We start from the raw sequence: 24,593 nt of genomic DNA, 5'->3' as shown, positions 1-24,593 counted from the left end.
GGTTCCGGAAACCGGAACCCTTTTTTATTTAAATGTCTTCTAAGATTACCGCAGTACCGTTTGCGCTTACCATCAACATGCTGCCGCCACTGCCAACGGTTTCATAATCTAAATCAATTCCGACAATTGCATTTGCACCCAAAGCTGCGGCATATTGTTGCATTTCATTTAAGGCAGTGTCTTTACCTTCTCTCAAAACACGCTCATACGAACTCGATCTGCCACCAACGATGTCCGTTATTCCAGCAAACAAATCCTTAAAAATATTTGCGCCAATAATTGTTTCTCCGGTAACTAAACCGACGTATTTTACAATTTTTTTGCCCTCAACAGAAGGCGTTGTGGTTAATAACATAGTTTCAGTTTTTATTAATTAGAAGCAAGGTTTATTTATTTGTTACATTTTTTTTAGAAAAGCAAAACCTGCCACTTTTAGGTTGCTTCCCTCCCGCTTTCACTGCAATTCCCGATGAAAAATCGGGATATTTTCGTTCAATCGGGTTTATTTTACGCAGGTTTTTGCTCCTGTTTTCGCTTCATCGCGAAACGCCTTAAAAATAAATTTATGTAATCTTAAATCATTTTGCATCACTATTTAAAAAATAGAAGTCATGCAAATAACCAAACACCTACTTATCATCCCTTTATTATTCATCTCCCTTTTTGTTCAGGCGCAAATGCCGGTGTTAAAAGTCCAGCAAACTGATGATGATAAGAATAAGCCGGCCGTGAAGTTAAGCAAACTCAATATTGATGTTCAAATTACGGGCAACATTGCCACTACTACAATGACAATGACTTTCCGCAATAGCAGCAATCGGATTTTAGAAGGAGAGCTCACATTTCCAATGCCCGAAGGTGTAAGCATTAGCCGGTACGCTTTAGATATTAATGGCAAAATGCGAGAAGCTGTTCCGGTAGAAAAAGCCAAGGCAACAGAAGTTTTCGAAAGTATCGAACGTCATCGTGTTGACCCGGGTTTGTTGGAAAAAGTAGAAGGAAATAACTTTCGCACCAGAATTTATCCTTTACCTGCAAACGGTAGCAGAACCATCGTTGTAGGTTATGAAGAAGAATTAGGTTTTAATAAGGGCAATGCACTTCGGTATCACTTACCACTTGATTATAACCAGTCAATTGATAAATTTTCGTTGAAAACAACCGTTTACGAAAGTGTGTTAAAACCCGAGCTGGGCGAACAACCAGATGGAACATTCGATTTCAAAGCAAATGGAAATACTTATGTTGCCGAAATTAATAAAAGTAATTACCAGCCTAAAAACGGGTTGACTATCAACCTTCCTAAACGAAATGACTTGCCCGAAGTACAAATGCAAAAAGCATCTAGCGGCTATTATTTTCTGGTAAATGTTTTCCCTAAAACGCAAAGCCGACCTAAACAATGGGCAAATCAAATTGGCTTAATTTGGGACACATCACTAAGTGGTTTACAACGGGATATCAAAAAGGAAATAGAGTTATTAGGTTTAATCGTTGAGAAAAAACGCAACCTTAGCATTAAGTTAGGCTTGCTTAACAACGGCTTCAAAAATGCCGGAACTTTTGAAATTGCCAATGGAAACTGGAATGCGTTGAAAGCAAAACTCGAAAGTTTAGTTTATGATGGTGGAACAAATTTCAGTGCGGTAAGTTCGGCGGCTTTCCAGGCCGACGAATATATTTTATTTAGCGACGGACTATCGACCTTCGGCAAAAATGCTATTGCACTAAGCAAGCCGGTTCACGCCATTAATAGTGCACTGAAAGCCGATTATAGTACATTAAAATATATCACTTCAAAAAGTGGCGGACAGTTTATAAACCTTAATTCAATAACAGTAGATGAAGCATTCAAGCAATTAAGTGAGGAAAATTTGCAGTTTTTAGGTATAAAAAACGGCGCCGATATCCGCCAGACCTATCCATCAATGCATGTAAATGTAAACGGACATTTATCAGTTGCAGGAATATTAAACGGTTTAAACACTGAATTTATACTACAATTTGGCTTTGGCAATACGGTTGTGACAGAGCAAACAGTTCGCTTGAATGCAACAGAACATGCTTTAAGCAGCATCGACGTAAGTCGCGTTTGGGCGCAAAAGAAAATTGCTGAAATGGACATCCAGTATGAAGCGAATAAGGAAGACATCAGTTCGTTGAGTAAACAATTTGGTATTGTTACACGGAACACCAGTTTGATCGTTTTAGAAAACCTGGAAGATTATTTGCGGTACGATATTGCGCCACCGGCAGAATTGCGTCAAGCTTACGACGCGGTTTTGAAGCAGCGTAGAATGGATATTCAGGAACGCAAAACGAATTTGTTAAACACCGCGGTTGCCATGACCAAAGACTTAAAAACCTGGTGGAACACGGATTTCAACTACAAGGAACCAGTTAAAGTAAAAGAAGAATATCCAACACCGGTTTCTCCAGCCGGAAGTGGTGACCCCATAGCAAATATTGTAGTGGCCACGCCTGCGGGTGAAGGGCCAAGACGGCATGCCGCTGCAGCAACTCAGGCATCGCCACCAAGAGTTCTGCCCCCGCCTGTTGCAGTGGAGCGGGAAGCCAAGGCAGATGATCGTCAGGCTTTGCAGGAGGTAGTGGTAGTAGGCTACGCAGCGCAGGCAAAACGCATGGAAACTGCAAGTGGTTCTACAGTTGTTCGGTCTCATGCGGCGGCGTCAAACTTTGCCTTAGAAGGAAGAGTTGCAGGAATAAGTGTAGACAAGGCAGGCTTAAGCGAAATAACTAAAAGTAAGGCTCAAAATGTAGCATCGCAACCTGCCATCATTATCCCTGAATTTAAAAGTGATAAAGATTACATGAAAAACCTGGTTGGTAAACCCGATAGTGCTTACCAGGCCTATTTGAAAATGCGTCCAGGTTACATTTCTACACCGATGTTTTATTTCGATGTAGCCAACTGGTTTTACCAACAGAAAGATAGTGTACGGGCCCTAACCATTTTAAGCAGCATTGCCGATCTGGATTTAGAAAATGCCGATCTGTATAAAACTTTGGCTTATAAATTGAAGCAAACCGGAAATTATGCAGAGGAAATTTTTGTTACCCAAAAGGTTTTGCAATGGCGCCCAATGGATGCACAAAGTTACCGTGATTATGCACTGGCTTTAGCTGATGCTGGTCAATACCAAAAAGCTTTGGATAATTTATACAAGGTTTTAACCCAAAGTTATAATTCGCAAATAGCAGATCGCGATCAGGGTATTGAAGAAATTATTATTTCCGAAATTAATAATCTGATCACAAAATATGGCGCCAAACTAAATACCAGTGGCATTGATAAGCGGTTGATTACGCCTCTTCCTGTTGATGTTCGTGTGGTGTTAAACTGGAATAAAAATGATACGGATATCGATTTATGGTTAACCGACCCAACTGGTGAAAAAGGTTATTACTCCAATAACAGAACCAAAATTGGTGGCAGAATTAGCAACGATTTCACCTCTGGTTATGGCCCAGAGCAGTTTATGATAAAAAAAGCTGTAAAAGGAAGATATAAAATTGAAGTAAACTATTATGGCGATCGGCAAATCAACATCAGCGGACCAACAACCGTAACCGCTGAGATTTATACCCGATATGCTACAGGTAAACAACAAAGAAAAGTAATCGTATTGCCAATGGCTGCCGGAAACAGGGGCGGTAATTTGGTAGGTGAGTTTAATTTTTAGTTAAACGGTTTGCCGTCATTTCAACTTAAGCGTAGCGAGAGAAATCTTTTTTACCTATTAAAAAGATTTCTCCCCTACGTTCGAAATGAGGGTATATTAACGCTAAATTATTAAAGCAGTAAACCAGCAACTTCTTCCCAGGTGTTTACGCGTTCGTATTCGGTAATTAATAAATTGTGAGGAGAGGTAAATAACAAAGGCCTGCCCGGAAAATTAACGAAGTTTTTTATGCGGTCATCAATGATAATGTCTACATCTACAATTTTATTTCCGCAAAACATGATGTGTTGCCAATCGATAAAAGGAAAATGTTCGGCCATCCAGTCATACTTGTCTACCAGTGAGTTTCTAAATTCCATCGCTGCTGAAACAATGTAAACATCATACTTTTCCTGCAGGGCTTTGATTACACGTTGGCTATCGGCAATTACTTCTAAATCGCGAAAAAAGCCAGGTTCGTTAATGTATTCGAACCACTTTTGATTTACATCTTGTGGTACGTGGTGGTAAATTTCGTTTCCGGCATCAATTTTTAAATCTAAAGGAACGTTAAAATCCCGGTGATAAAGTTTGATAAATTTCGCTAAGGCATCGGCAATCACCTCATCCATATCAATGGCAATTCTTTTCATGTTGGTAAAGATAAATGAACAAGGATGAAGGAACAAGGATAAAAGATTAAACCTGACGTTCGGGCTTTCCTTTGATAGAAGTCTTAACTGTTTATTCTTTAATCCTTTTTCAATTTGCAAAGTATCAATTCATTACTTATCTTTGCAGCCCCGCAGCATGTAGCTCCGGGAACTATGTTGAATACATAAATACGAAAAAAAATGGCAACTAAAATCAGATTGCAAAGATTCGGTAAAAAAGGAAAGCCTTTTTTCCACGTTGTGGTAGCAGATTCTCGCTCTCCACGTGATGGTAAATTCATTGAGCGTTTAGGTTCTTATAACCCAAACACCAATCCTGCTACTATCGAAATTAACTTCGAAAAAACTTTAGCTTGGGTTAACAGTGGTGCACAACCAACTGATACAGCTCGTGCTATTCTATCTTACAAAGGTGTTTTATACAAAAAACACTTAGAAGGTGGTGTTAAAAAAGGTGCTTTAACTCAAGAACAAGCTGACGAAAAATTCGCTGCTTGGGTTGATGCTAAAGCTGGTAAAATCTCTGGTAAAACAGAAGGTTTAGCTACTTCGAAAGCGGATGCGCGTAAAGCAGCATTAGCAGCAGAAGCTAAGAAAAAAGAAGACAGAGCAGCAGCAATTGCAGCTAAAAATGCACCAGTTGCAGAAGAAGTTGTTGAAGAAGAAGCTCCAGCAGTTGATGCTGAAGCAACTGAAGAAGCGCCTGCAGCAGAAGCTACTAAAGAAGAAGGAGCAGAATAATTCAATTATTTTGTTTCAAGAAATAGCGTTCCGAATTTCGGAACGCTATTTTTATTTAAAGAGATTTTTAACACAATCGTCATGCTGTCCCAAATGTTCGGGATTAGTATCTAATTAGCGTTAAAAGACCCTGAAATAAATTCAGGGTGACGATAACATTTAAAAGCCCCTTTAGGGGTTTGGGGTAATATGAAACACGAAGAAGCATTTTATATAGGTTACGTTACCAAAACCAGAGGTTTAAAAGGAGAAGTTCAGGTATTTTTCGAATTCGATGAATATGAACAGTTGGATTTTGATGTAGTTTTTGCCGATATGAACGGAAAATTAGTGCCTTACTTTGTGGCAGAATCTAAGCTTCAGGCCAACAAAACTGGTTATTTCAACTTTGATGATGTTGATCATATTGATAAAGCCCAGCCTTTGTTAAAAAAGAAACTGTATTTGCCCTTAAGCCAAATGCCTGAACGTGATGAAAGTGAGTTTTTCTATACCGATTTAAAAGGTTTTATGGCTATTGATGAAACCCTAGGTGAGCTTGGCGAGATCCTGGAGGTAAATGAATATCCACAACAGTTCATCGCAACGGTTTCGTACAAAGAAACCGAAATTCTTTTTCCACTTAATGAAGATTTCATCGTTGAAATTGACGATGAAGAAAAAGTTCTTACCCTTGATTTGCCTGAAGGATTGTTGGACGTTTATTTAGAGAAGTAATTCTTTGCATAAACCTTTTTGAAGTTTGTTCGTTAAGCTTTTATGAAACGTTTATTTATTGCCTTTGCTGCGGCACTGCTGTGTATAAGTTGTAATCAAAATAAGCCATCAGAACAAAAAGCGGTTACCGAAAACCCCATTGCGAGGACAACGCAGAAAGATTCTATTGAGGCTGTTGGTTTAAAAGCTTTGAAGGCGTTGAAAGAAAAAGACTATTCAGGCTTCGCCTCCTGTTTTCATCCTGTTGATGGTGTTCGGTTTTCTCCCTATGGATTTATCGACCCTACGCATAAGCATGTTTTAGCCAAAGATTTTTTAGAAGCCATTGATAAAAACTGGACTTTAACCTGGGGCCATTTTGATGGAAGTGGCGAAGCCATTAAAATGAAAGTGAAGCCATACATCGATCGGTTTATCTATAATGCAGATTATTTAAACGCCGAAAAAAAGAGTTACGATGAATTTATTGGCCAGGGTAACACCATTAATAATTTAAAGGAAAGTTATCCGCAACTGCATTTCACGGAATATTATTTTAAAGGATTTGAAGAAAAGTATAAAGGATTAGACTGGACAAGTTTGAGGTTTGTATTTAAAAAACATGAAAATGCTTATTATCTGGTGGCAGTAATTCACGACCAGTGGACGGTTTAATGCGCCTCATCTAAAACTCCCAACCCTATCGTAGCCATCCCTTTGGGAAAAACTTTATATTTGCGCATGCGTTTCGATATCATAACCGTTCTTCCAGCTTTGCTGGACAGCCCCTTTGCCCACTCCATTTTACAACGTGCCCAAAAAAAGGGAATTGCTGAAATTGTTGTGCATAATTTGCGTGATTATGCAACCAATAAGCAGAAGAGTGTAGATGATTATCAGTATGGTGGTGGCAGTGGAATGGTGATGAGCATTGAGCCTTTTGCCGCCTGTATTGAAAAATTGCAGGCCGAACGTGAATATGATGAGATCATTTTTATGAGTCCGGATGGTGTGACGCTTAACCAAAGCACTGCTAATGAGTTATCCATTAAAAAAAATATCATCATTCTTTGCGGGCATTATAAAGGGATCGACCAACGCATTCGTGATATCTTTGTCACCCGTGAGATCTCTGTAGGCGATTATGTTTTAAGCGGTGGAGAACTACCTGCGGCCATTGTAGTAGATGCGGTGGTTCGGTTAATTCCTGGCGTTTTAAATGATGAAACCTCTGCCCTTTCTGATAGCTTTCAGGGTGAGCTGTTAGATGCGCCGGTTTACACCCGACCAGCCGATTGGCGTGGCCATAAAGTACCTGATGTTCTGCTGAGCGGACATGAGGCTAAGGTGAATGAATGGCGCCACGAACAGGCGTTGGAACGCACCAAAAGCCGTCGCCCTGATCTTTTGGAATAGAAGCATTTACACGTTATTAATGTGGAATTCTAAAAGATTGTGGAAAAAATAAAATTAGTTTTTTTAATTGAAAAAAAATCCCTAATATTGCAATCCGAATTTCACGGGTTGAAATATCGATTTAATAGCTTAAAATCATGGATTTAGTAAAATTTGTTGAAGAGCAGGCCATCGCGAAAAAAGATTTTCCTGCGTTCAAGTCTGGCGATACAGTGAGCGTACACTATAAAATTCGCGAAGGTAATAAAGAACGTGTTCAGATTTACCAAGGTGTTGTAATCCAACGTAACAGTGCGGGTGCTAACGAAACTTTCACAGTTCGTAAAATTAGCAACGGTGTTGGTGTTGAGCGTATTTTCCCTTTTAGTTCTCCTAACATCGAGAAAGTAGAAGTGAATAGCTATGGTAAAGTTCGTAGAGCAAAATTATTCTACTTACGTGCTTTAACTGGTAAAGCTGCTCGTATCAAATCTTTGAGAAAATAATATTCTTTATTATAAGATATAGCCTTCACGATTAACTTCGTGGAGGTTTTTTTGTTTATACCTTTGTTTTATATGTTCGATTCTGCATTTTTTGAACAAGTATTTTGGGGCAATACTGTAAAAGCTTACTGCCTGTTTGGTGGGATACTGTTATTTGGTTTAATTTTTAAACGCATTGTTTCAAAGCTTTTAAGCAAACTTTTATTTAAGCTGTTTAAAAGTTTTTCTCAGCAATCTCACGATGAAGCCTTCGTTGCTCTCCTGGTAAAACCCATTGAAACCTTTATCCTGCTTGCTACTTTATATCTTTCCATTAATCAGCTTAAACATCCTTTAGAAGTAGCAATTTTCCATTACAGTAAATTAGTAGGAAAAACGAAAGAAGCAATTCCGGTAAGTATTGGCGATTGTATTGATCGGATATTTCTGTTCATGATCATCCTTTCCGTTTTCTGGATTATCTTAAGGATTATCGATTTTATCAGTCATGTATTGTTATTCAAAGCATCACTCACACATAATAAATCTGATGATCAGCTGGTGCCATTTTTAAAAGAGTTATTTAAAACCATTGTTATTTTTATCGGCTTTTTTACTTTACTCGGATTTGTATTCGAAGTAAATGTACTAACCTTAATTACCGGTTTAGGAATTGGTGGTATCGCCATTGCTTTGGCGGCAAAAGAGAGCTTAGAAAACCTGATCGGGTCGTTTACGATATTTTTAGATAAGCCCTTTGTGGTTGGCGATTTAGTTAAAGTGGATGGTGTAGAAGGAACGGTTGAAAAGGTTGGCTTTAGAAGCACCAGGATTCGTACTTCAGAGAAAACCATGGCTACCATCCCAAACCGTGGGATGATTGATGGCGTATTGGAAAATCTTTCCCTGCGGAATCTACGGAAAGTTGCCTTCATTATTGGTTTAACCTATGAAACCAATGCCGAGTCAGTAAAAAAGATTGTTGCAGAAATTGAAGATTACATCAATCAAAGGGAGGGAACGGCCGATGGCAGCGCATCTTTCAAAAGCTTTGGCGATTCTGGCTTGAATATCGAAATATCTTATTTTGTTACGATTTTGGATAATGCGCAATTCTTGAAAATCAGGCAGGAAATCAACCTGGAAATTATGGATATCATCGTAAGAAATAAGTCGGATTTTGCTTATCCTACCCAACGCCTAATCAGCGACCGGCCACTTAATGATGATCATGAAAAAGAGGTTGGTAATGATGCAACAGATTAGTTTCAACGTGTAAAAATTAGCTTCTAATAAAAATAAAGATCAAAAAAAAATCCGATTTAGAATTTCTAAATCGGATTTTTATGTTTTATGTATTGTCGGTTTAGCTTAAAGTTGCTAGGGTTGTTATGCCGCCTTTAACCACCTGGTTAAGTTCTACATTTACTTTTGTTCCTATCGGAAGAAAAACATCTACTCTGGATCCGAATTTAATAAACCCGAACTGCTCGGTTTGTTTCACCTGATCGCCTTCTTTAACGTACCATACAATTCTACGAGCTAAAGCACCAGCAATCTGACGGAATAATACCGGAGTTCCGTTGGCATGTTCTACAACAGTTGTAGTACGTTCATTTTCGGTAGACGATTTTGGGTTCCAGGCCGCTAAATATTTACCAGGATGGTATTTGAAAAACTTAACAATGCCAGAGATTGGATTACGATTGATGTGAACGTTTACCGGCGACATGAAAATGGAAACCTGTAAGCGCTTATCTTTAAAATATTCGCCTTCTTCCGTTTCTTCAATTACCACCACTTTTCCATCTGCAGGGCAAATCACCAACTCTTCTCCGGCAGAAAACTGACGGCTGGGGTTACGGAAAAACTGTAAAACGATGATAAATAATGCTGCAGAGAAAATATAAATGAACCAACGCAACCAGGTAATGTCATAATATTTATAATCAACAACGGCGTTGATTACGAAAATAAGTAAAATGGTTATTGCTATTGTGGTGTAGCCTTCTTTGTGTATGGTCATTGTGTAAGAAATTATTCGACAAAGGTGCGAAAAATAAATTAATCGGATTTAAAAATTATGCTTCAGTTGCCCTGTAGATGTCTTTCAGGTTTCTGCCCAGGCCATTATAATCCAATCCATATCCCACAACAAATTCGTTAGGGATTTCAAAACCGATATATTCCAGTTCTTCGATATCGTATTTTAAAGCACTGGGTTTTAGTAAGAGTGAGCTTACTCTTAATGATGCCGGATTTTTCTCTTTCAGCGTTTTAATAATATGTGTTAAGGTTAAGCCTGTATCAACAATATCCTCCACAACAATAATGTCTCTGCCCTTAATATCATCTGGTAAGCCAATTAGTTCTTTTACTTTACCGCTGCTCGAAGTTCCTTCGTATGAGGCTACACGCATAAAAGCAACTTCACAAGGCACATTAATTTCCTTTATTAAATCGGCCATGAATAAAAAACTGCCATTTAGTATTCCAATAAATAAGGGACATTTCCCTTCGTAGTCAACATTTATTTGGATGCCAAGTAAACGGATTCTTTTATTTAGGGTTTCATTTTCTAAAAAAATCTCGAATTCCTTGTCCTCAACCTGTATTTTATGCATGTTTTGTTGTGATATTTATGTTGTAAAGTTGAAATGTAAGTGGCCAATATAAAAATTGTTTTAGCCACCGTTTTCAAGTTCTTTTTCCCTGCGGCGCTGTTCCCTACGCTCCTGCCTTAACTGCTTTTTACTTTTCGTGGTATCTGCAGGTTTAACAGTTGCAGTGTCTTTTTTAGTTGCACCGCCGAAAATCCTATCAAAAAGATTTTTGTTTTTATCCTGCATAATTACAGGAGGCATTCCATCTTCGTCATCATCAAAAGCTGTGGTGTCGATAACCGCAGTGTCTGGCGCAAGGTATTGGCGGAGGCCTTCGCGTAAGCGCACATTGTAGAAACCATAACCAGATGTATCACCTGGCGTCAATCCTCTTCTGGCCATGATGTTTCCCATGAACCTGAAATAATTAAACATAAATGGTTTTAAACTTCCATCGGCCATAAACTTATACATTGATGCTTTTGGTTTAGGCACAATGCTGGCCAGGAACAAACCATCGCCAATGGTTAAATCGGCTGGCTGTTTACCGAAATAATATCTCGATGCTTCGCCAATTCCATAAATATTGCGCCCAAGCTCCATGATGTTGAAGTAAACCTCAAGCATGCGTTGTTTGCTCACCAGGTGGTTGTGTTCAATCAGCCATACGATCAAAATTTCTTCTGCTTTTCGGGCCAATGTTTTCTGGCGGCTTAGGTAAATATTTTTTACCAGCTGCATGCTAATCGTACTGCCACCACGCTTAAATTTTTTCTCTTTGAAATTTACGGCAATCGATTTTCTGATCGATTCTTCTACAAAGCCGTTGTGGGTATAAAAAGATGGGTCTTCAGCGGTTAAAACTGCATTAATAAAGTTTTTAGATATTGCGTTTAAAGGGGTAAAATTCGGATTCTCCGGACCAATAGTGATGTCACGCATCGGTTTGCCATATTCGTAAGGCGTATACACAAACGGACTGTTTATTTTCTGGAGATTGGTTTTTCCCCACTGCAAAATTTTGAAATTTACGGGTGTAAGCGTAGAACTGAAACGTACGCTATCAGGGATTTTTGTATCTAAATAAAAGTTCAAATTGTATTTCACTTTTCCCTGCACTTTCAAACCATCCAGTGATTCAAATAGCCCTTGCGGGAAACCATCTAAAATCGCCTGGGCATCCTGCTCATCGGCATTAATTTTAAGCTCGTAAATTTTGTTTTTACCTAAAGTATATTTGATGTACGGATGAATCTCGGCATTTTTTAAATAGGCTGTTGATGAGCTATCTAAAGCCACATAGTTTGAACCGACCAGAACATCTGCATCCAGTTTTGCGCTTTGAACAATAATGTCGTTGCTTGCAATTCTGGCCTGATTAATCAACATGTTTTTAACAGACCACGATCCGGATATTTTATAATCATCGCCGCTGTAACCAGCATCTTTCAACTCGGTTTGCAGCGTATCAAAACTTAGTTTAGCGTGAAGTTTGTTATTGAGATATGGAAGTTCGAGTTTTTTTCCATCGGCATAAGCCATAAAACTTAATTGCTTTCTGCCTGGCTCCACCAGTCCATCAACATGCCAGGTAGATTCGCCTTCATTTACATTAATAGTAGATTTTAAATCGCCATCATCAATCGTAGCGGTAGTGGCGAAACTCAATTTTGCTGTATCATGATCGTTGAACCTGAAAACCATATTTTTCATGTCCATATCGTCAGGAATTTTATACAATACCTGGTTTAGCAGGTTATTTGCAATTTCCGGAAGATTAGCTTTTCCGGTATTTTCAGTGCTATCTTTTTTCTTTCTTTTAAGGATAAAATCGATGTTACTGGTTGAATCTCTGAAAACCACATTCACAAAGCCATTACTGAGTCCTACCTCAGCCAGTTTTACATCTCCAAAAATCAATGGAAACAGCTTAACACCAACACTTAATTCACTGATGTTTGATAGCGTATCGCGATCTTTCGGAACGACAGAAATATTGGTCATTTTAACGGTGCTCATGCCGGTAAATCCTGCAGAACCAATTTTCACATCGAGGCCATAATCTTTGTTAGCTTTAGAGATGGCTTTGGCTACCATTTTCTTTAACAGCGCTTCCCTTTTACTATAGGCAACAGCCCCCAAGGCAATACAAATAATTAAAAAAACACCTAAAACCCACGCTCCGATTTTTAAATATTTTTTAGGGATCTTAATTTTTGGTATGCGCATATAGTTGTAAAAATGGTTAATTGCTTAAACGTAACAATTAAATGTTTATTTCGTGTTAAAATTACAGTTTAAAAGCCTAAATAAAAGTATTTGTGGCTATGTTTTGTTAATTTTGAATTTAAATTAATACAATGCCAATTAGCCCGCAACAAGTTTTAGATGCCTTAAAAAATGTTGAAGATCCGGATCTGAAAAAAGATCTGGTAACCTTGAACATGATTAAGGATTTACAGATAGCCGATAACCAAGTTAGTTTTACATTAGAGCTTACTACCCCAGCCTGCCCAATGAAGGACATGCTAAAAAATGCCTGTACCAATGCAGTTAAACATTTCGTTTCTGCAGAAGCGGAGGTAAATATTAACGTCACTTCGAGGGTTACCCAGCCAATCAATTCATCTTCATTAGATAACATCAAAAATATTATTTTGGTTTCATCTGGAAAAGGTGGTGTTGGGAAATCTACTGTTGCGAGCAATTTAGCCGTTACCTTGGCCAAAGATGGCGCTAAAGTAGGGTTGATTGATGCTGATATCTATGGCCCATCGGTGCCAACCATGTTTGATTTGGTTGATGCCAAGCCTGGTGCGGTAGAAACTGCAGATGGCAAAACGAAAATTATCCCAATTGAAAAATATGGAATTAAATTACTTTCGTTAGGTTTTTTTGCTGATCCTGGCCAACCGGTGCCTTGGCGTGGTCCAATGGCTTCTAATGCTGTAAAGCAATTATTTAATGATACCAACTGGGGCGAACTGGATTATCTGATTGTCGATCTTCCACCGGGAACCGGAGATATTCACATCACCATTACCCAAAGTTTTCCGATCTCAGGAGCAGTTGTAGTGACTACGCCGCAGCAAGTAGCTTTGGCAGACACGCATAAAGGTTTGGCCATGTTCCGCATGCCCGGGATTAACATCCCAATTTTGGGAGTGATTGAAAATATGTCGTATTTTACACCGGCTGAATTGCCTAATAACAAATATTACATTTTTGGTAAAGGCGGTGGAACAGTGTTGGCAGAGCGGTTTGATGTGCCATTTTTAGGAGAAATTCCAATTATTCAGAGTATTGCCGAGGCGGGCGACAACGGGAAACCAGTGGCATTAAATCAAAATCCGCTTTTGGATGTTATCTTTGGAGATATTGCCAGTAAAATAGCCCAGCAGATTTCCATTAATAATGCACAAATGGCTAATTACTAAAAAATTACTACTTTTATATTTTAAAATACACATAATGAATTTAACAGAGCAAGTAGAACAGGCATTAGAAACCATCAGACCTTATTTAAAGGCCGATGGAGGGGATGTTTCTGTTGAAGAAATTACACCTGAAGGTACAGTAAAACTTAAGCTTTTAGGCAACTGTGGTTCATGCCCAATGAGTTTCATGACGATGAAATCGGGAATTGAGCAGGCGATTATGAAAGCTGTTCCAAGCATTACTTCAGTAGTTGCTGTAAACATGGCAGAGCAAGAATAGCTTTAACAATATTTAACAAGGAAGTTTTATTTTTAAAATTACTTTTGTCTTAATGAGATATTGTATTGCCCTGATTTGCCTGTTATTTTCTTTAGCTGCTTTTTCACAACAAAAGCCGGCACAAGAAAAGCTTATTCAGTTTTCTGGGATTATTACCGATATCGATAGCACAAATGTAATTCCTTATGTTACCATTACCAACCTCTCTGCGAATGCTAAACGCGTAGCCGCCGATTACCGAGGTTACTTTACTTTCATTGTAAATCCTGGAGATACCATTTTATTCACGGCAATTGGTTACAAAAAATTCTCTACCGTAATTCCTGAGGGAACTCCCGATAGTAAATACACCATTATGGTTAAGCTGAAAGCGAATGTGATTGATTTGCCTTCAGTTAGGGTTTTCCCATGGGCAACTACCGAAGAGTTTACCCGCGAATTTTTATCAATGAAATTGGCCGATGATGATATGGCTATTGCTAAGAAAAACCTATCCAGATCATCAATTAATGGATTGATCCAAACATTGCCTCGCGATGGTCAGGAGATTTCCAGCCAGAATTATCGCTACAACTTCGACCGTATGATAAACAAAAATATGGTTCAAACCAATCCCCTGCTCAATCCTTTTGCCTGGGGCAAGCTCATGCAGCAAATTTTTGATGGAGATAAGAAACGGAATGAGAATTAAGTCTTGAGTCGTTAGTCATTAGTCCAGAGTCTTAACCGCCATTCTATTCACGAGAATATTCCTCTCAATTATGATAGGTATAAAAAAGGGAAAACGTTTCCATTTTCCCTCTTAAATCTTTCATTAAAACCTATCTTTTTTTGCTTTTATTCGGAAACCTCATTTTATAGTCGGTTTTGATATTTCCTTTTGAAATTGCATCCAACTTGCTTTTTAACATCGTTTTGCGCAAAATACTCACCTTATCAGTAAATAACTTTCCTTCAATGTGATCGTATTCATGCTGAATAACACGGGCAGGTAGGCCATCAACATCTTCAGTATGCTCTACCCAGTTTTCATCAAAGAAATTTACTTTAATGTTTGGCTTACGCATAATATTTTCGCGAATGTCAGGAATGCTTAAACAGCCTTCATTGAAACTCCAGGGTTCACCAGTTTCTTCAATAATTTGTGCATTGATAAATACCCTTTTGTAACCCGGTGTGCCGTCCTCTTCTTCACCAGTATCAACAATAAACAAACGAATAGGCAAGCCAATTTGTGGGGCAGCCAGGCCAACACCATTTGCATAGTACATGGTATCGAACATGTTTGCAATCAGTTCTTTTAATTCAGGATAGTCTTTATCAATATCGGTTCCTACCTTTTTTAAAACAGGATCTCCGTAAGCTACTATGGGTAATTTCATTATGTAAAAATTTTTCAGATAATTAATCTGAGGGTATTAATTTCAACGTTTTGTTAGTCTGAGCCCGTCGAAGACTTTTTTCTCCTTTATGTCCTTCGACAAGCTCAGGATGACAGACTAAAAACTTAATGCTGCAAAAATAGCAATTATTCCAGTATTGGACTGAAAGTAAAAATATTCAGTTGTGCTGGCGCCAATACTTCGTCGGCAATTTGAGCGATTTCTTGTGTGGTTACTTTATTAATCTTTTCGAAAACCTGTTCAAGAGAATCGATTTTGCCATGATCGATTAAGCTCTTTGCCATTGAAATGATCAGTCCAATTCTGTTTTCCTCACTTAGGGCAATCTGACCTATAAATTTGTTTTTCGCTTTTTGCAATTGCAAATCGTTTAGTGGATGATCCTTCAGTTTTTTCATCTCTTTAAAGATGAGCGAAAGCGCTTTCGAAAGTTTTTCCTTATCTGTTCCTAGGTAAATCGAAAATATTCCCGTATCACTCAGGGGTGAAAAATTAGATTCGATGGTATAAGCAATTCCATATTTCTCCCTGATCTGAAGATTCAAAACTGAACTCATTCCATTGCCACCAAAATAATTATTCAACAGCATCAGCCCAGCTTTATTTTGATGATGAGTGGAATAAGTTTGTATGCCTAAAATGCAGTGCGCCTGCATAATGGGCTTGTAGATGGTCGTGTTGTTAGGGTTTAAAACAGCGGGTTTAATCCGGTTTTGCGAAGGAGCATTTTCCTCAACATCAGCAAAATATTTGGTACTCTTGGTTACCACATTTTTCAAGCTGTAATTCCCTAAAACGGCAATCACAATTTCATTGGTGCGATAATTTGCCTTTCGGAAATTAAGTACATCATCCCTGGTAAAATTACTAACGCTTTCTGTTGTGCCTAGAATATTATTTCCTAAAGCATTTCCTGCAAAGAGCATATCCTCAAAGTCATCGTTAATGGCTTCTTCTGGCTGATCGAGGTAAGATGCTATTTCATCCAGTATCACACTTTTTTCTTTATCCATTTCCTCTTCAGGAAAAGTAGAATGAAAAATAATGTCATTAAAAAGATCCAGCGTCCTATCTAAATATGGATTTAAAAAAGAGGCATGAACACAGGTATATTCTTTGGTGGTATAAGCATTCAAATCAGCGCCAACGCTTTCCAATCGGTTTAAAATTTGATTGGTGCTCCGCTTTTCTGTGCGTTTAAAAATCAAATGCTCTATAAAATGTGCTAAACCTGCTTTGCCTTCTGGTTCATCACGAGAACCCGTATTGATGATGATGCAGGCATGAGATATGGTTGAAGCTGAGGGCACATGCAACAAGCGGATGCCGTTCGGTAAAGTATGAACATTGTATTCCATTGGTTGGCAAAGATACGGCTAATTGCTTACAAAGCTTCCGTATCAGGGTATTGCAATTGTAAAGATGAAATCAATTTATCTTTAGTGGGGCGGTTTAAAATTAAGAAGATAAAGTTTGCCGCAGCAAATATGAGAAAGAAGGCATTATGGGTGATGAAAAAACCCACCAGGTTAAAAAGGGCGCCGCCTTCCAATAACGCAGAGCTAATAATGAAAGCACTTTGATAAAGATTGATCTTGGTATCAGCAGATTCTGATTTATCAATCTTCGAAATTAAGTTTTTGAAAAAGAAGATACTTGCCGAAATAGTGATTAAACCCATAATGGGGAAAATTGGGTTAAATGGTGCTGTTGTAGATGGATTTGCATCAAAAAACATAATCTCCCGGTTGAGGAAAATAGTAACTAAGGCAAAAAGAAAAACAGCCGAGCATAACGCCAGGTGAATCATTTGTATGGTTTTTAGCTTTGTATTCATTAATTTTATTTGAATAATTAATTTTAAAAAAGGTGTGAAATTGAGCCTACCAAAAACTTAATTTCGATAGGCTCAAGATGTTGTTAGGATTTTATTACTTCTCAATGCCCTCCAGCGTAAATAGAAAGGCCCATCTCAAGGCCACATCTTTCAGGTAATCGAAACGACCGGAAGCGCCGCCATGGCCGAAATCCATATTCGTTTTTAAAAGCAAAACGTTTTTGTCGGTTTTTGTAGCCCGAAGTTTTGCCACCCATTTCGCAGGTTCAAAATATTGCACCTGACTATCATGCAAACCTGTAGTTACCAACATGTTTGGGTAAGCTTTTTTTTCTACATTTTCATAAGGCGAGTAACTTTTCATGTAATCGTAAGCATCTTTTTTCTTCGGATTTCCCCATTCATCAAATTCATTGGTGGTGAGCGGAATGCTTTCATCAAGCATCGTATTTACTACATCTACAAAAGGAACATCGGCAATTACACCATGCCATAAATCAGGCGCCATGTTCACAATGGCACCCATTAGTAAGCCTCCGGCACTGCCTCCATTTGCGTATAAATGCGCTTTCGAGGTGTATTTATGCTCAACCAGATATTCCCCGGCAGCAATAAAATCAGTAAAGGTATTTTTCTTTTTCATCAGCTTTCCATCCTCGTACCATTGGCGTCCCATTTCCTGTCCCCCGCGGATATTCGTAATGGCAAAAGCAAAACCACGGTTAAGCAAACTTAAACGTTGCGATGAAAATGAAGCTTCAGTGCTGGAACCGTATGAGCCATAGGCATAAAGCAATAAAGGCGCTTTGCCGTTCTTTTCAAATCCCTTTTTATAAACAATAGCAATAGGAATTTTTGTTCCATCCTTTGCTGTAGCAAATAAGCGTTCGGTAACGTAATCTTTCGGATCATAACCGCCCACAACTTCTTGCTGTTTCATTAGTTTTTTATCCTTTTTCAGCAAATCATAATCATAAACCGAGTTAGGTGTAGTTAATGAGGTGTAGTTATAGCGAAGGGTTTTGCCCGTATAATCTGGGTTAGAACCAATGCCTGCGGCATAAACAGGTTCATCAAATTTGATGTAATAGTCACTCCCATCTTTCTTTAAAACACGAAGTTGTGTTAAGCCGTTTTTACGTTCCGATAAAACCAGATAATCTTTAAACTCATCGCCATATTCCAGCAAAACATCTTTTCGGTTGGGAATCACCTCTTTCCAATTTTCTTTTTCGGTTTTATCCAAAGCACATTCCATCAAGCGGAAATTCTTCGCATTCCAATTGGTCACGATGTAAAATTTATCATCCACGGGCAAAACATCATACAAAACATCTTTAGAGCGTGGAGTAAAAATTTTAAAAGGTGCCTCTGGATGATCAGCATCAATCATTCTAAATTCATTGGTTAGCGTACCTGCTGATGAAATTAAAATATATCGGCCATTTTTAGATTTACCTACGCCGATATAATTGGTGTTATCTTTCTCGTCGTAAACTACAACATCAGCTTTTGCATCCGTTCCAAGCACATGCTTTTTTATCTTCTCACTTAACAAAGTAACCGGGTTTTTTGATGTATAAAACAAGGTTTTATTGTCATTAGCCCAGGCTACACCACCTTCGGTATTGGTGATGGCATCCTTGTAAATTTCTCCGGTTTCAAGGTTTTTCACCTGAATGGTGTACTGCCTGCGTGAAACTTTATCTACGCCAAAAGCAAGTAATTTATTATCCGGACTTACACTAAAACCTGTTGCGCTATAATAAGAATGCCCTTTCGCCAGGGCATCAACATCCAGTAAAATCTCCTCTGCAGCCGTTAAACTTCCTTTTTTACGGCAATATTTATAGTACTGTTGGCCATCTTCGGTGCGTGAATAATAGAAATATCCATTTTTGAAAACAGGAACTGATTCATCCTTTTCTTTAATACGACCTTTCATTTCCTTAAACAAATCTGCCTGAAACTTTTCAGTTCCTTTCATCATCGTGTCCAGGTATGCATTTTCAGCCTTTAAATAATCCACAACCTTTGTGCTGTCGGGGCCTTTTTTAAAGTAATCAATCATCCAGTAATAATTATCCACTACGGTATCGCCATGAATAATTCTGTTATGCGGAATAATTTCCGCCACAGGTGCTTTTGCATCTGGCCATTTTATCGGTTCCATTTCTTTCTTTTGAGGATTGTTGCAGGCCGTTACTGCAGCGAGTAAAAGCAGGCATAGTGAAAAACGTTTCATGATGGTTTGGTTGAGGTTGCTGCAATTTAATGATTTTTTATTTTAGATTCTGATTTGGAAATGAACGGTTTGGTTTTTTATGGCAGCTGTAGTCCCACCATTCGCTACAATCTTTTTGTCTTACACCTTGCAGGTTTTTAAAACCTGCAAGGTTTGCAAAAAGTATTTCGCTGCTGTCCGGTTTAAAAACAAAATTTTGTAGCCTTACAGCCCGACTTCCAATGTCGTTATTAGCGTAGAAGTATCGTCAGTTTGATGATCGTTGAAAACCCCTTCAATGGTTGGAAAAACCTGCACATTTACTATGCTTAGGATGACGACCGCTCTTATGTCACAAAAAATTTATCATTTTCGTAAAAATTTATCATCCAGTTGATATTCATTCCATTTGAAAAAAATAGATGTTAAATTGCCGCATCAAATCGTAATAATGAAATTAGGGTACAAAAAAATAGTTGTTAAAGTTGGATCAAACGTCATTACGCAGGCAAACGGCTTACCTGATGAATCTCGTATTCAGCATTTGGTAGATCAATTGGCTGAAATTAAAAAACATGGAATTGAGGTTATCCTGGTTTCATCCGGTGCTGTAGCCTCAGGCAGAAGCCTGATTAAAGTTTCAGAAAAACAGGATGCTGTAACCACAAGGCAATTATTAGCGGCTATTGGTCAGGTAAAGTTGATTAACACCTACTCGAATTTCTTTGCGCCACACCAAATTAAATGCGCACAGGTTTTGGTAACAAAGGAAGATTTTCGCGATCGGGCACATTACCTGAATATGAAAAATTGCATGCATATTTTGCTGCAAAACGAGGTCATTCCCGTGGTAAATGAGAACGATGTAGTTTCGGTAACGGAACTGATGTTTACCGATAATGATGAACTGGCAGGTTTAATTGCTTCCATGCTCAATGCAGATGCGTTGATTATTTTATCGAACGTTAATGGCATCTACAATGGCGATCCGAAAATGGAAGGTTCAGAGGTGATTCAGGAAATTACGGGTTCGGTATCAAATCTGGCTTCTTTCATTCAAACCGGTAAATCATCTTTTGGCCGGGGTGGTATGGTTACAAAATCTACCATGGCACAGAAGGTGGCAAAACTGGGCATAACGGTTCATATTGCTAATGGAACAACCGATAATGTGCTGGTTTCACTATTAGATAAAGAACTGGTTCATACCCGTTTTGTACCCGAAAAAATTAAATCGGGCAAAAAGAAGTGGATTGCACACTCAGAAACCGCTGCCACGGGAATTGTGAAATTAAATGAAGGAGCTAAAATGGTTTTAACTTCTGGTAAGGCCACAAGCTTGCTGCCTGTTGGCATCATCGAAATACAATCTGACTTTTTAAAAGGCGATATAATCAAAATCATAGATGAGCAAAACCAGTTGATTGGTTTAGGTATTGCAGAATACAGCTCGGATAAGGCAAAAGAAAGAATCGGGCAGAAAAAACAAAAGGCACTGGTACATTACGATTATTTTTACTCGGCGATATAAATATTTAACCACAGAGAACACAAAGAAAAAGGCACAGAGAAACACAGAGCTAAATTGCTTGTAAGCCATTAACTTTGTCTACCTCTGCGTAAAACTTAGCGCCCTTTGCGGTTAATAAAATAAACACAGAGCACACAAAGAAAAAGGCACAGAGGGACATAGAGCTAAATTGCTTATAAGCCATTAACTTTGTCTACTTCTGCGTAAAACTTAACTTCCTTTGCGGTTAATAAAATAAACACAGAGTACACAAAGAAAAAGGCACAGAGGAACACAGAGCTAAATTGCTTATAAGCCATTAACTTTGTCTACCTCTGCGTAAAACTTAACGTCCTTTGAGGTTAATAAAATAAACACAGAGTACACAAAGAAAAAGGCACAGAGGAACATAGAGCTAAATTGCTTATAAGCCATTAACTTTGTCTACCTCTGCGTAAAACTTAGCGCCCTTTGCGGTTAATAAACTAAAAAATGAACTACAAACCATACTTCGAAAAGGCGCAACAAGCGAGTCGTACATTGATTGGCTTAAGCAAAGAAAAAACAAATGCTGTTTTGGCTGATTTAGCCACTGCTTTGGTTTCAAACACCGATGAGATTTTAGCTGAAAATGTGAAAGATCTTGCTAAAATGCCCGTTGAAGATCCAAAGTATGATCGGCTAAAATTAACTGCTCAGCGCATCGCCGATATTGCAGGTGATATCAAGAATGTAGTTAACCTTACCAGTCCGCTGGGCGAAATTTTATCTGATAACATTTTGGAAAATAAACTCCAGATTCAAAAAGTGCGTGTGCCACTTGGGGTGGTAGGGGTAATTTACGAAGCCCGGCCAAATGTTACTGCCGACGTATTTTCACTATGTTTCAAAACCGGAAATGTAGCGGTTTTAAAAGGTGGAAGTGATGCTGAATTTTCTAATCTGGCGATCACAAAAGTGATTCATGGCGTTTTAACTGCGCATGAAATTGATGCAAATGTATTGACTTTATTACCAGCAGAACGAGCGGCTACCGAGGCTTTATTAGATGCCAGAGGTTTTGTTGATGTGCTCATTCCACGCGGAAGCCAATCATTAATTAACTATGTTCGGGAGCATAGTAAAATTCCTGTAATTGAAACCGGAGCTGGGATTGTGCATACGTATTTTGATGAAACAGGCGATTTGGAAAAAGGTAAAGCAATAGTTTTTAATGCCAAAACCAGGCGGGTAAGCGTCTGTAATTCTCTCGATTGCGTGTTGGTTCATGCAAATAGGTTGAATGATTTACCCGAACTTTTATCGCCTTTGGCAGACGGAAAAGTTGAGCTTTTCGCAGATGAAAAAAGCTACGAAATGTTGAAGCCGAGCTATCCAACTTTGTTGTTAAATCAGGCTACTGAAGAACATTTCGGAACAGAGTTCCTATCATTAAGACTTGCAGTGAAAGTGGTTCAAAATATCGATGTTGCGTTAAATCACATTGCCGAATACAGTTCTAAACATAGTGAAGCCATCATATCGGAAGATGCTGAAAATATCACCCGGTTTTTAAATGAGGTTGATGCTGCTGCGGTGTATGCCAATGCATCAACAGGTTTTACCGATGGTGCTCAATTCGGCTTAGGCGCAGAAATTGGGATTAGCACTCAGAAACTCCATGCCCGCGGTCCAATGGGACTGGAAGAGTTAACCAGTTACAAATGGGTGGTTCGGGGTAATGGGCAAGTGAGGGGGTAATGTAAGATGGAAAATGGAAAATGGAAAATGGAAAATGGAAAATGGGGCCTGCAAGCCGATATATCCCCACTAGTTATTCCCAACTTTTTAATTGTGTATTTACAATATCTTCTAAGCTATTAGCCTAATAAACCAATGCCTAATGAACTATTGAACCAACTAAATCTCAAAAACCGCTCCTCTTTCAGGCGCTACCACATTAAATCCATCTTCCTGCAAAGCAGCTGCTAAACTGCGTAAACTTTTATCTTCTCCATGTACCAGGAAAACCTTTTTAGGTTGGCCCGTTTGCTTTACCGTTCGAACCAAATCGTCATGATCGCCATGCCCACTTAACAAATCGGTTTGGCGGATGGTGGCATAAACCATCATTTCACGATCCTTAATTCTTACAATGGGCGCACCACTTAACAGCTTGTATCCTAACGTTCCTTTTGCGCAGTAACCAATAAAAAGAATGGTACAATAGTAATTTTGAATGTTGTAATACAGGTGATCCTGAATTCGTCCGCCTTCTAACATGCCTGCAGATGAAATGATAATGCAGGGATCAAAATAGTTAGAAACATCCTTACTTTCTTTCATGGTTTGAACATAAGCCAAATGCTCAAATTCAAACTCATCGCCCATGGTTTTATAAAAATCTTTCGCTTCCTGATTAACCAGGTTATGGTGTTTTCGGTAAACATCAGTGGCTTGAATCGCCATCGGGCTATCTACAAATATTTGAACGGGTGGCAGCAATTTTTTAGTAAAAATCTGGTTCAATGCAAAAACCAACGACTGTGTTCTGCCGATACTAAAAGCCGGGATAATCAATCGTCCAGGTGTTTTAATACAAGCTTCAGTAATTTCCTGAACCAGGCGCTCTTCTAGTGTTTGATCTTTAGTATGGTAACGGCCACCGTAGGTAGATTCACAAACAAAATAATCTACTTCAGGGATGGCCTCTGGCTTTACCAGCACAGGATAATGCTCCCGACCGATGTCGCCAGAAAAAGCAATTTTCTTCTCTTCGCCATTATCATTAATGGTTAAAACAGCAGCAGCAGCACCCAGTAAATGGCCAACAGGGATAAACGTTAAACTAATATCGCCGTTAATTTTGAAAGGTTTATTAAAAGCAATTGTTACAAAACGATCGATGGTATCCATTACATGTTTATGCAGATACAAAGGCTTTGGTCCGCTGAAATTACCACGTTTTGTACGGGGTTTCCTGCTTTGCTTGCGTAAAAAAAGCTCAACAGAATCAAATAATAAAATAGAAGTTAAATCGGCAGTTGGCGCTGTACAGAGCACTTGCCCATCGAAACCAAGGCGTACCAGCGTGGGTAAATTACCCGAATGATCGATATGTGCATGTGTAAGGATAACCAGGTTAATATCTGCCGGATCAAAAGGAAACTGTTGATTTTCTTCCTGATAGGTTTCCTTTTCATAATCCAAACCACAATCTATCAGTATTTTATAATGCCCAACCTCGAGCAGGTGCATACTTCCTGTTACTTGCTGCGCTGCTCCCCAAAACGTTAACTTCATCTTCTAATCTATCGGTAAATTGTTTGGTGTAAAGTAGTACAAATGATGCGATTTTTAAACAAGATGGCGTAATTTTTTAGTTAATGAAATGTTGAACAATGCGTTAAAATCTTTTTAGAAAAGCAATGCTTGTAGCCTTTCGGTTAAGGCTGGTCCCGCCCCCGCTACAAGTCCGCACCTCGTACCTCGGTTTGCGGGCTTTTCACTTTGGTCGGGTTTAGGGGGCACAAATAGAAGCACTATTGTAGCCACCCAAACCCAATTGCAACGGAAATATTTTATTGCAGCACCTTAAATAAACTATGATGCAGCATAAAATATTGCAGTGAAAAGCGGGGCTGCA

The 24,593-nt window shown here is 38.7% G+C and carries 22 protein-coding genes; 12 read left to right on the top strand and 10 right to left on the bottom strand.

Annotated features, from left to right (window positions below; genetic code table 11):
• Window positions 1-28 precede the first annotated feature (28 nt).
• Window positions 29-355 carry a heavy metal-binding domain-containing protein gene (locus R2Q70_RS09875; protein ID WP_010600011.1) on the bottom strand — a complete coding sequence of 109 codons (327 nt, stop codon included), beginning with the start codon at window positions 353-355 and terminating at the stop codon, window positions 29-31.
• Between the two features lie 256 nt (window positions 356-611).
• On the opposite strand from R2Q70_RS09875, the gene R2Q70_RS09870 reads away from it, so the two are divergent.
• Window positions 612-3,704: a VIT domain-containing protein gene (locus tag R2Q70_RS09870; RefSeq protein ID WP_316807442.1), complete on the top strand. Its 3,093-nt coding sequence runs from the start codon at window positions 612-614 to the stop codon at window positions 3,702-3,704.
• A gap of 110 nt (window positions 3,705-3,814) precedes the next feature.
• Here R2Q70_RS09870 and R2Q70_RS09865 read toward each other — a convergent pair whose 3' ends face one another.
• Window positions 3,815-4,336, bottom strand: a complete 522-nt coding sequence (locus R2Q70_RS09865; RefSeq protein WP_316807441.1) for a 5' nucleotidase, NT5C type — start codon at window positions 4,334-4,336, stop codon at window positions 3,815-3,817.
• A gap of 201 nt (window positions 4,337-4,537) precedes the next feature.
• On the opposite strand from R2Q70_RS09865, the gene R2Q70_RS09860 reads away from it, so the two are divergent.
• The 6 genes from R2Q70_RS09860 to R2Q70_RS09835 all read left to right on the top strand — a co-directional run bounded on the left by R2Q70_RS09860 (window position 4,538) and on the right by R2Q70_RS09835 (window position 8,940).
• Window positions 4,538-5,098, top strand: a complete 561-nt coding sequence (locus tag R2Q70_RS09860) for a 30S ribosomal protein S16 (RefSeq protein ID WP_010600014.1) — start codon at window positions 4,538-4,540, stop codon at window positions 5,096-5,098.
• Between the two features lie 189 nt (window positions 5,099-5,287).
• A complete protein-coding gene (gene rimM, locus R2Q70_RS09855; RefSeq protein WP_316807440.1) occupies window positions 5,288-5,815 on the top strand; it encodes a ribosome maturation factor RimM in 528 nt (175 codons plus the stop codon).
• 42 nt (window positions 5,816-5,857) lie between these two features.
• Entirely contained in the window at window positions 5,858-6,469 is a 612-nt protein-coding gene (locus R2Q70_RS09850) for a hypothetical protein (RefSeq protein ID WP_316807439.1), read from the top strand.
• 66 nt (window positions 6,470-6,535) lie between these two features.
• Complete coding sequence (trmD, locus tag R2Q70_RS09845; protein ID WP_316807438.1) at window positions 6,536-7,210, top strand: tRNA (guanosine(37)-N1)-methyltransferase TrmD; 675 nt, start codon at window positions 6,536-6,538, stop codon at window positions 7,208-7,210.
• A gap of 137 nt (window positions 7,211-7,347) precedes the next feature.
• A complete protein-coding gene (rplS, locus tag R2Q70_RS09840) occupies window positions 7,348-7,695 on the top strand; it encodes a 50S ribosomal protein L19 (protein ID WP_196097412.1) in 348 nt (115 codons plus the stop codon).
• A 72-nt stretch (window positions 7,696-7,767) separates the two neighbouring features.
• Window positions 7,768-8,940: a mechanosensitive ion channel family protein gene (locus tag R2Q70_RS09835; RefSeq protein WP_316807437.1), complete on the top strand. Its 1,173-nt coding sequence runs from the start codon at window positions 7,768-7,770 to the stop codon at window positions 8,938-8,940.
• A 100-nt stretch (window positions 8,941-9,040) separates the two neighbouring features.
• Here the strand turns inward: R2Q70_RS09835 and R2Q70_RS09830 are convergent, their stop codons facing one another.
• From R2Q70_RS09830 to R2Q70_RS09820, 3 genes are read right to left on the bottom strand one after another with little or no spacing between them, the layout of a single operon-like run.
• Window positions 9,041-9,700 (bottom strand): phosphatidylserine decarboxylase family protein, encoded by a 660-nt coding sequence (locus tag R2Q70_RS09830; RefSeq protein WP_316807436.1) that lies wholly within the window; start codon window positions 9,698-9,700, stop codon window positions 9,041-9,043.
• 55 nt (window positions 9,701-9,755) lie between these two features.
• Window positions 9,756-10,298 (bottom strand): hypoxanthine phosphoribosyltransferase, encoded by a 543-nt coding sequence (gene hpt / locus R2Q70_RS09825; RefSeq protein ID WP_316807435.1) that lies wholly within the window; start codon window positions 10,296-10,298, stop codon window positions 9,756-9,758.
• 60 nt (window positions 10,299-10,358) lie between these two features.
• Window positions 10,359-12,506 carry a biosynthetic peptidoglycan transglycosylase gene (locus R2Q70_RS09820; protein WP_316807434.1) on the bottom strand — a complete coding sequence of 716 codons (2,148 nt, stop codon included), beginning with the start codon at window positions 12,504-12,506 and terminating at the stop codon, window positions 10,359-10,361.
• A gap of 131 nt (window positions 12,507-12,637) precedes the next feature.
• On the opposite strand from R2Q70_RS09820, the gene R2Q70_RS09815 reads away from it, so the two are divergent.
• From R2Q70_RS09815 to R2Q70_RS09805, 3 genes are read left to right on the top strand one after another with little or no spacing between them, the layout of a single operon-like run.
• A complete protein-coding gene (locus R2Q70_RS09815; RefSeq protein WP_316807433.1) occupies window positions 12,638-13,714 on the top strand; it encodes an Mrp/NBP35 family ATP-binding protein in 1,077 nt (358 codons plus the stop codon).
• A 34-nt stretch (window positions 13,715-13,748) separates the two neighbouring features.
• Window positions 13,749-13,994 carry a NifU family protein gene (locus tag R2Q70_RS09810; RefSeq protein ID WP_316807432.1) on the top strand — a complete coding sequence of 82 codons (246 nt, stop codon included), beginning with the start codon at window positions 13,749-13,751 and terminating at the stop codon, window positions 13,992-13,994.
• A gap of 52 nt (window positions 13,995-14,046) precedes the next feature.
• The gene (locus R2Q70_RS09805) at window positions 14,047-14,685 is read left to right on the top strand and encodes a hypothetical protein (RefSeq protein ID WP_316807431.1); all 639 of its coding nucleotides are present in this window, start codon (window positions 14,047-14,049) and stop codon (window positions 14,683-14,685) included.
• 130 nt (window positions 14,686-14,815) lie between these two features.
• On the opposite strand, the gene def is transcribed toward R2Q70_RS09805, so the two are convergent.
• The 4 genes from def to R2Q70_RS09785 form a co-directional block, all read right to left on the bottom strand.
• Window positions 14,816-15,376 carry a peptide deformylase gene (gene def / locus R2Q70_RS09800; RefSeq protein WP_124911785.1) on the bottom strand — a complete coding sequence of 187 codons (561 nt, stop codon included), beginning with the start codon at window positions 15,374-15,376 and terminating at the stop codon, window positions 14,816-14,818.
• 146 nt (window positions 15,377-15,522) lie between these two features.
• On the bottom strand, window positions 15,523-16,755 hold the full coding sequence (locus tag R2Q70_RS09795; protein WP_316807430.1) for a pitrilysin family protein: 1,233 nt from the start codon (window positions 16,753-16,755) through the stop codon (window positions 15,523-15,525).
• 26 nt (window positions 16,756-16,781) lie between these two features.
• Window positions 16,782-17,234: a hypothetical protein gene (locus tag R2Q70_RS09790; protein WP_316807429.1), complete on the bottom strand. Its 453-nt coding sequence runs from the start codon at window positions 17,232-17,234 to the stop codon at window positions 16,782-16,784.
• Window positions 17,235-17,328: 94 nt separating this feature from the next.
• Window positions 17,329-19,479: a S9 family peptidase gene (locus R2Q70_RS09785; protein ID WP_316807428.1), complete on the bottom strand. Its 2,151-nt coding sequence runs from the start codon at window positions 19,477-19,479 to the stop codon at window positions 17,329-17,331.
• Between the two features lie 430 nt (window positions 19,480-19,909).
• Between R2Q70_RS09785 and proB the strand changes: the two genes are divergently transcribed.
• Both proB and R2Q70_RS09775 read left to right on the top strand, forming a co-directional pair.
• Window positions 19,910-20,989: a glutamate 5-kinase gene (proB, locus tag R2Q70_RS09780; protein WP_316807427.1), complete on the top strand. Its 1,080-nt coding sequence runs from the start codon at window positions 19,910-19,912 to the stop codon at window positions 20,987-20,989.
• Window positions 20,990-21,460: 471 nt separating this feature from the next.
• Window positions 21,461-22,708 (top strand): glutamate-5-semialdehyde dehydrogenase, encoded by a 1,248-nt coding sequence (locus R2Q70_RS09775; RefSeq protein ID WP_316807426.1) that lies wholly within the window; start codon window positions 21,461-21,463, stop codon window positions 22,706-22,708.
• 159 nt (window positions 22,709-22,867) lie between these two features.
• Here R2Q70_RS09775 and R2Q70_RS09770 read toward each other — a convergent pair whose 3' ends face one another.
• Window positions 22,868-24,250, bottom strand: coding sequence for an MBL fold metallo-hydrolase (locus R2Q70_RS09770; protein WP_316807425.1), 1,383 nt, complete (start codon window positions 24,248-24,250; stop codon window positions 22,868-22,870).
• Between the last annotated feature and the right edge of the window lie 343 nt (window positions 24,251-24,593).

The organism is Pedobacter agri (assembly GCF_032678665.1).
In the GTDB taxonomy this organism is placed as follows: domain Bacteria; phylum Bacteroidota; class Bacteroidia; order Sphingobacteriales; family Sphingobacteriaceae; genus Pedobacter; species Pedobacter agri_A.
The sequence above is the reverse complement of the archived record's forward strand: the minus strand, read 5'-3'. Positions and strand labels throughout refer to the sequence as shown.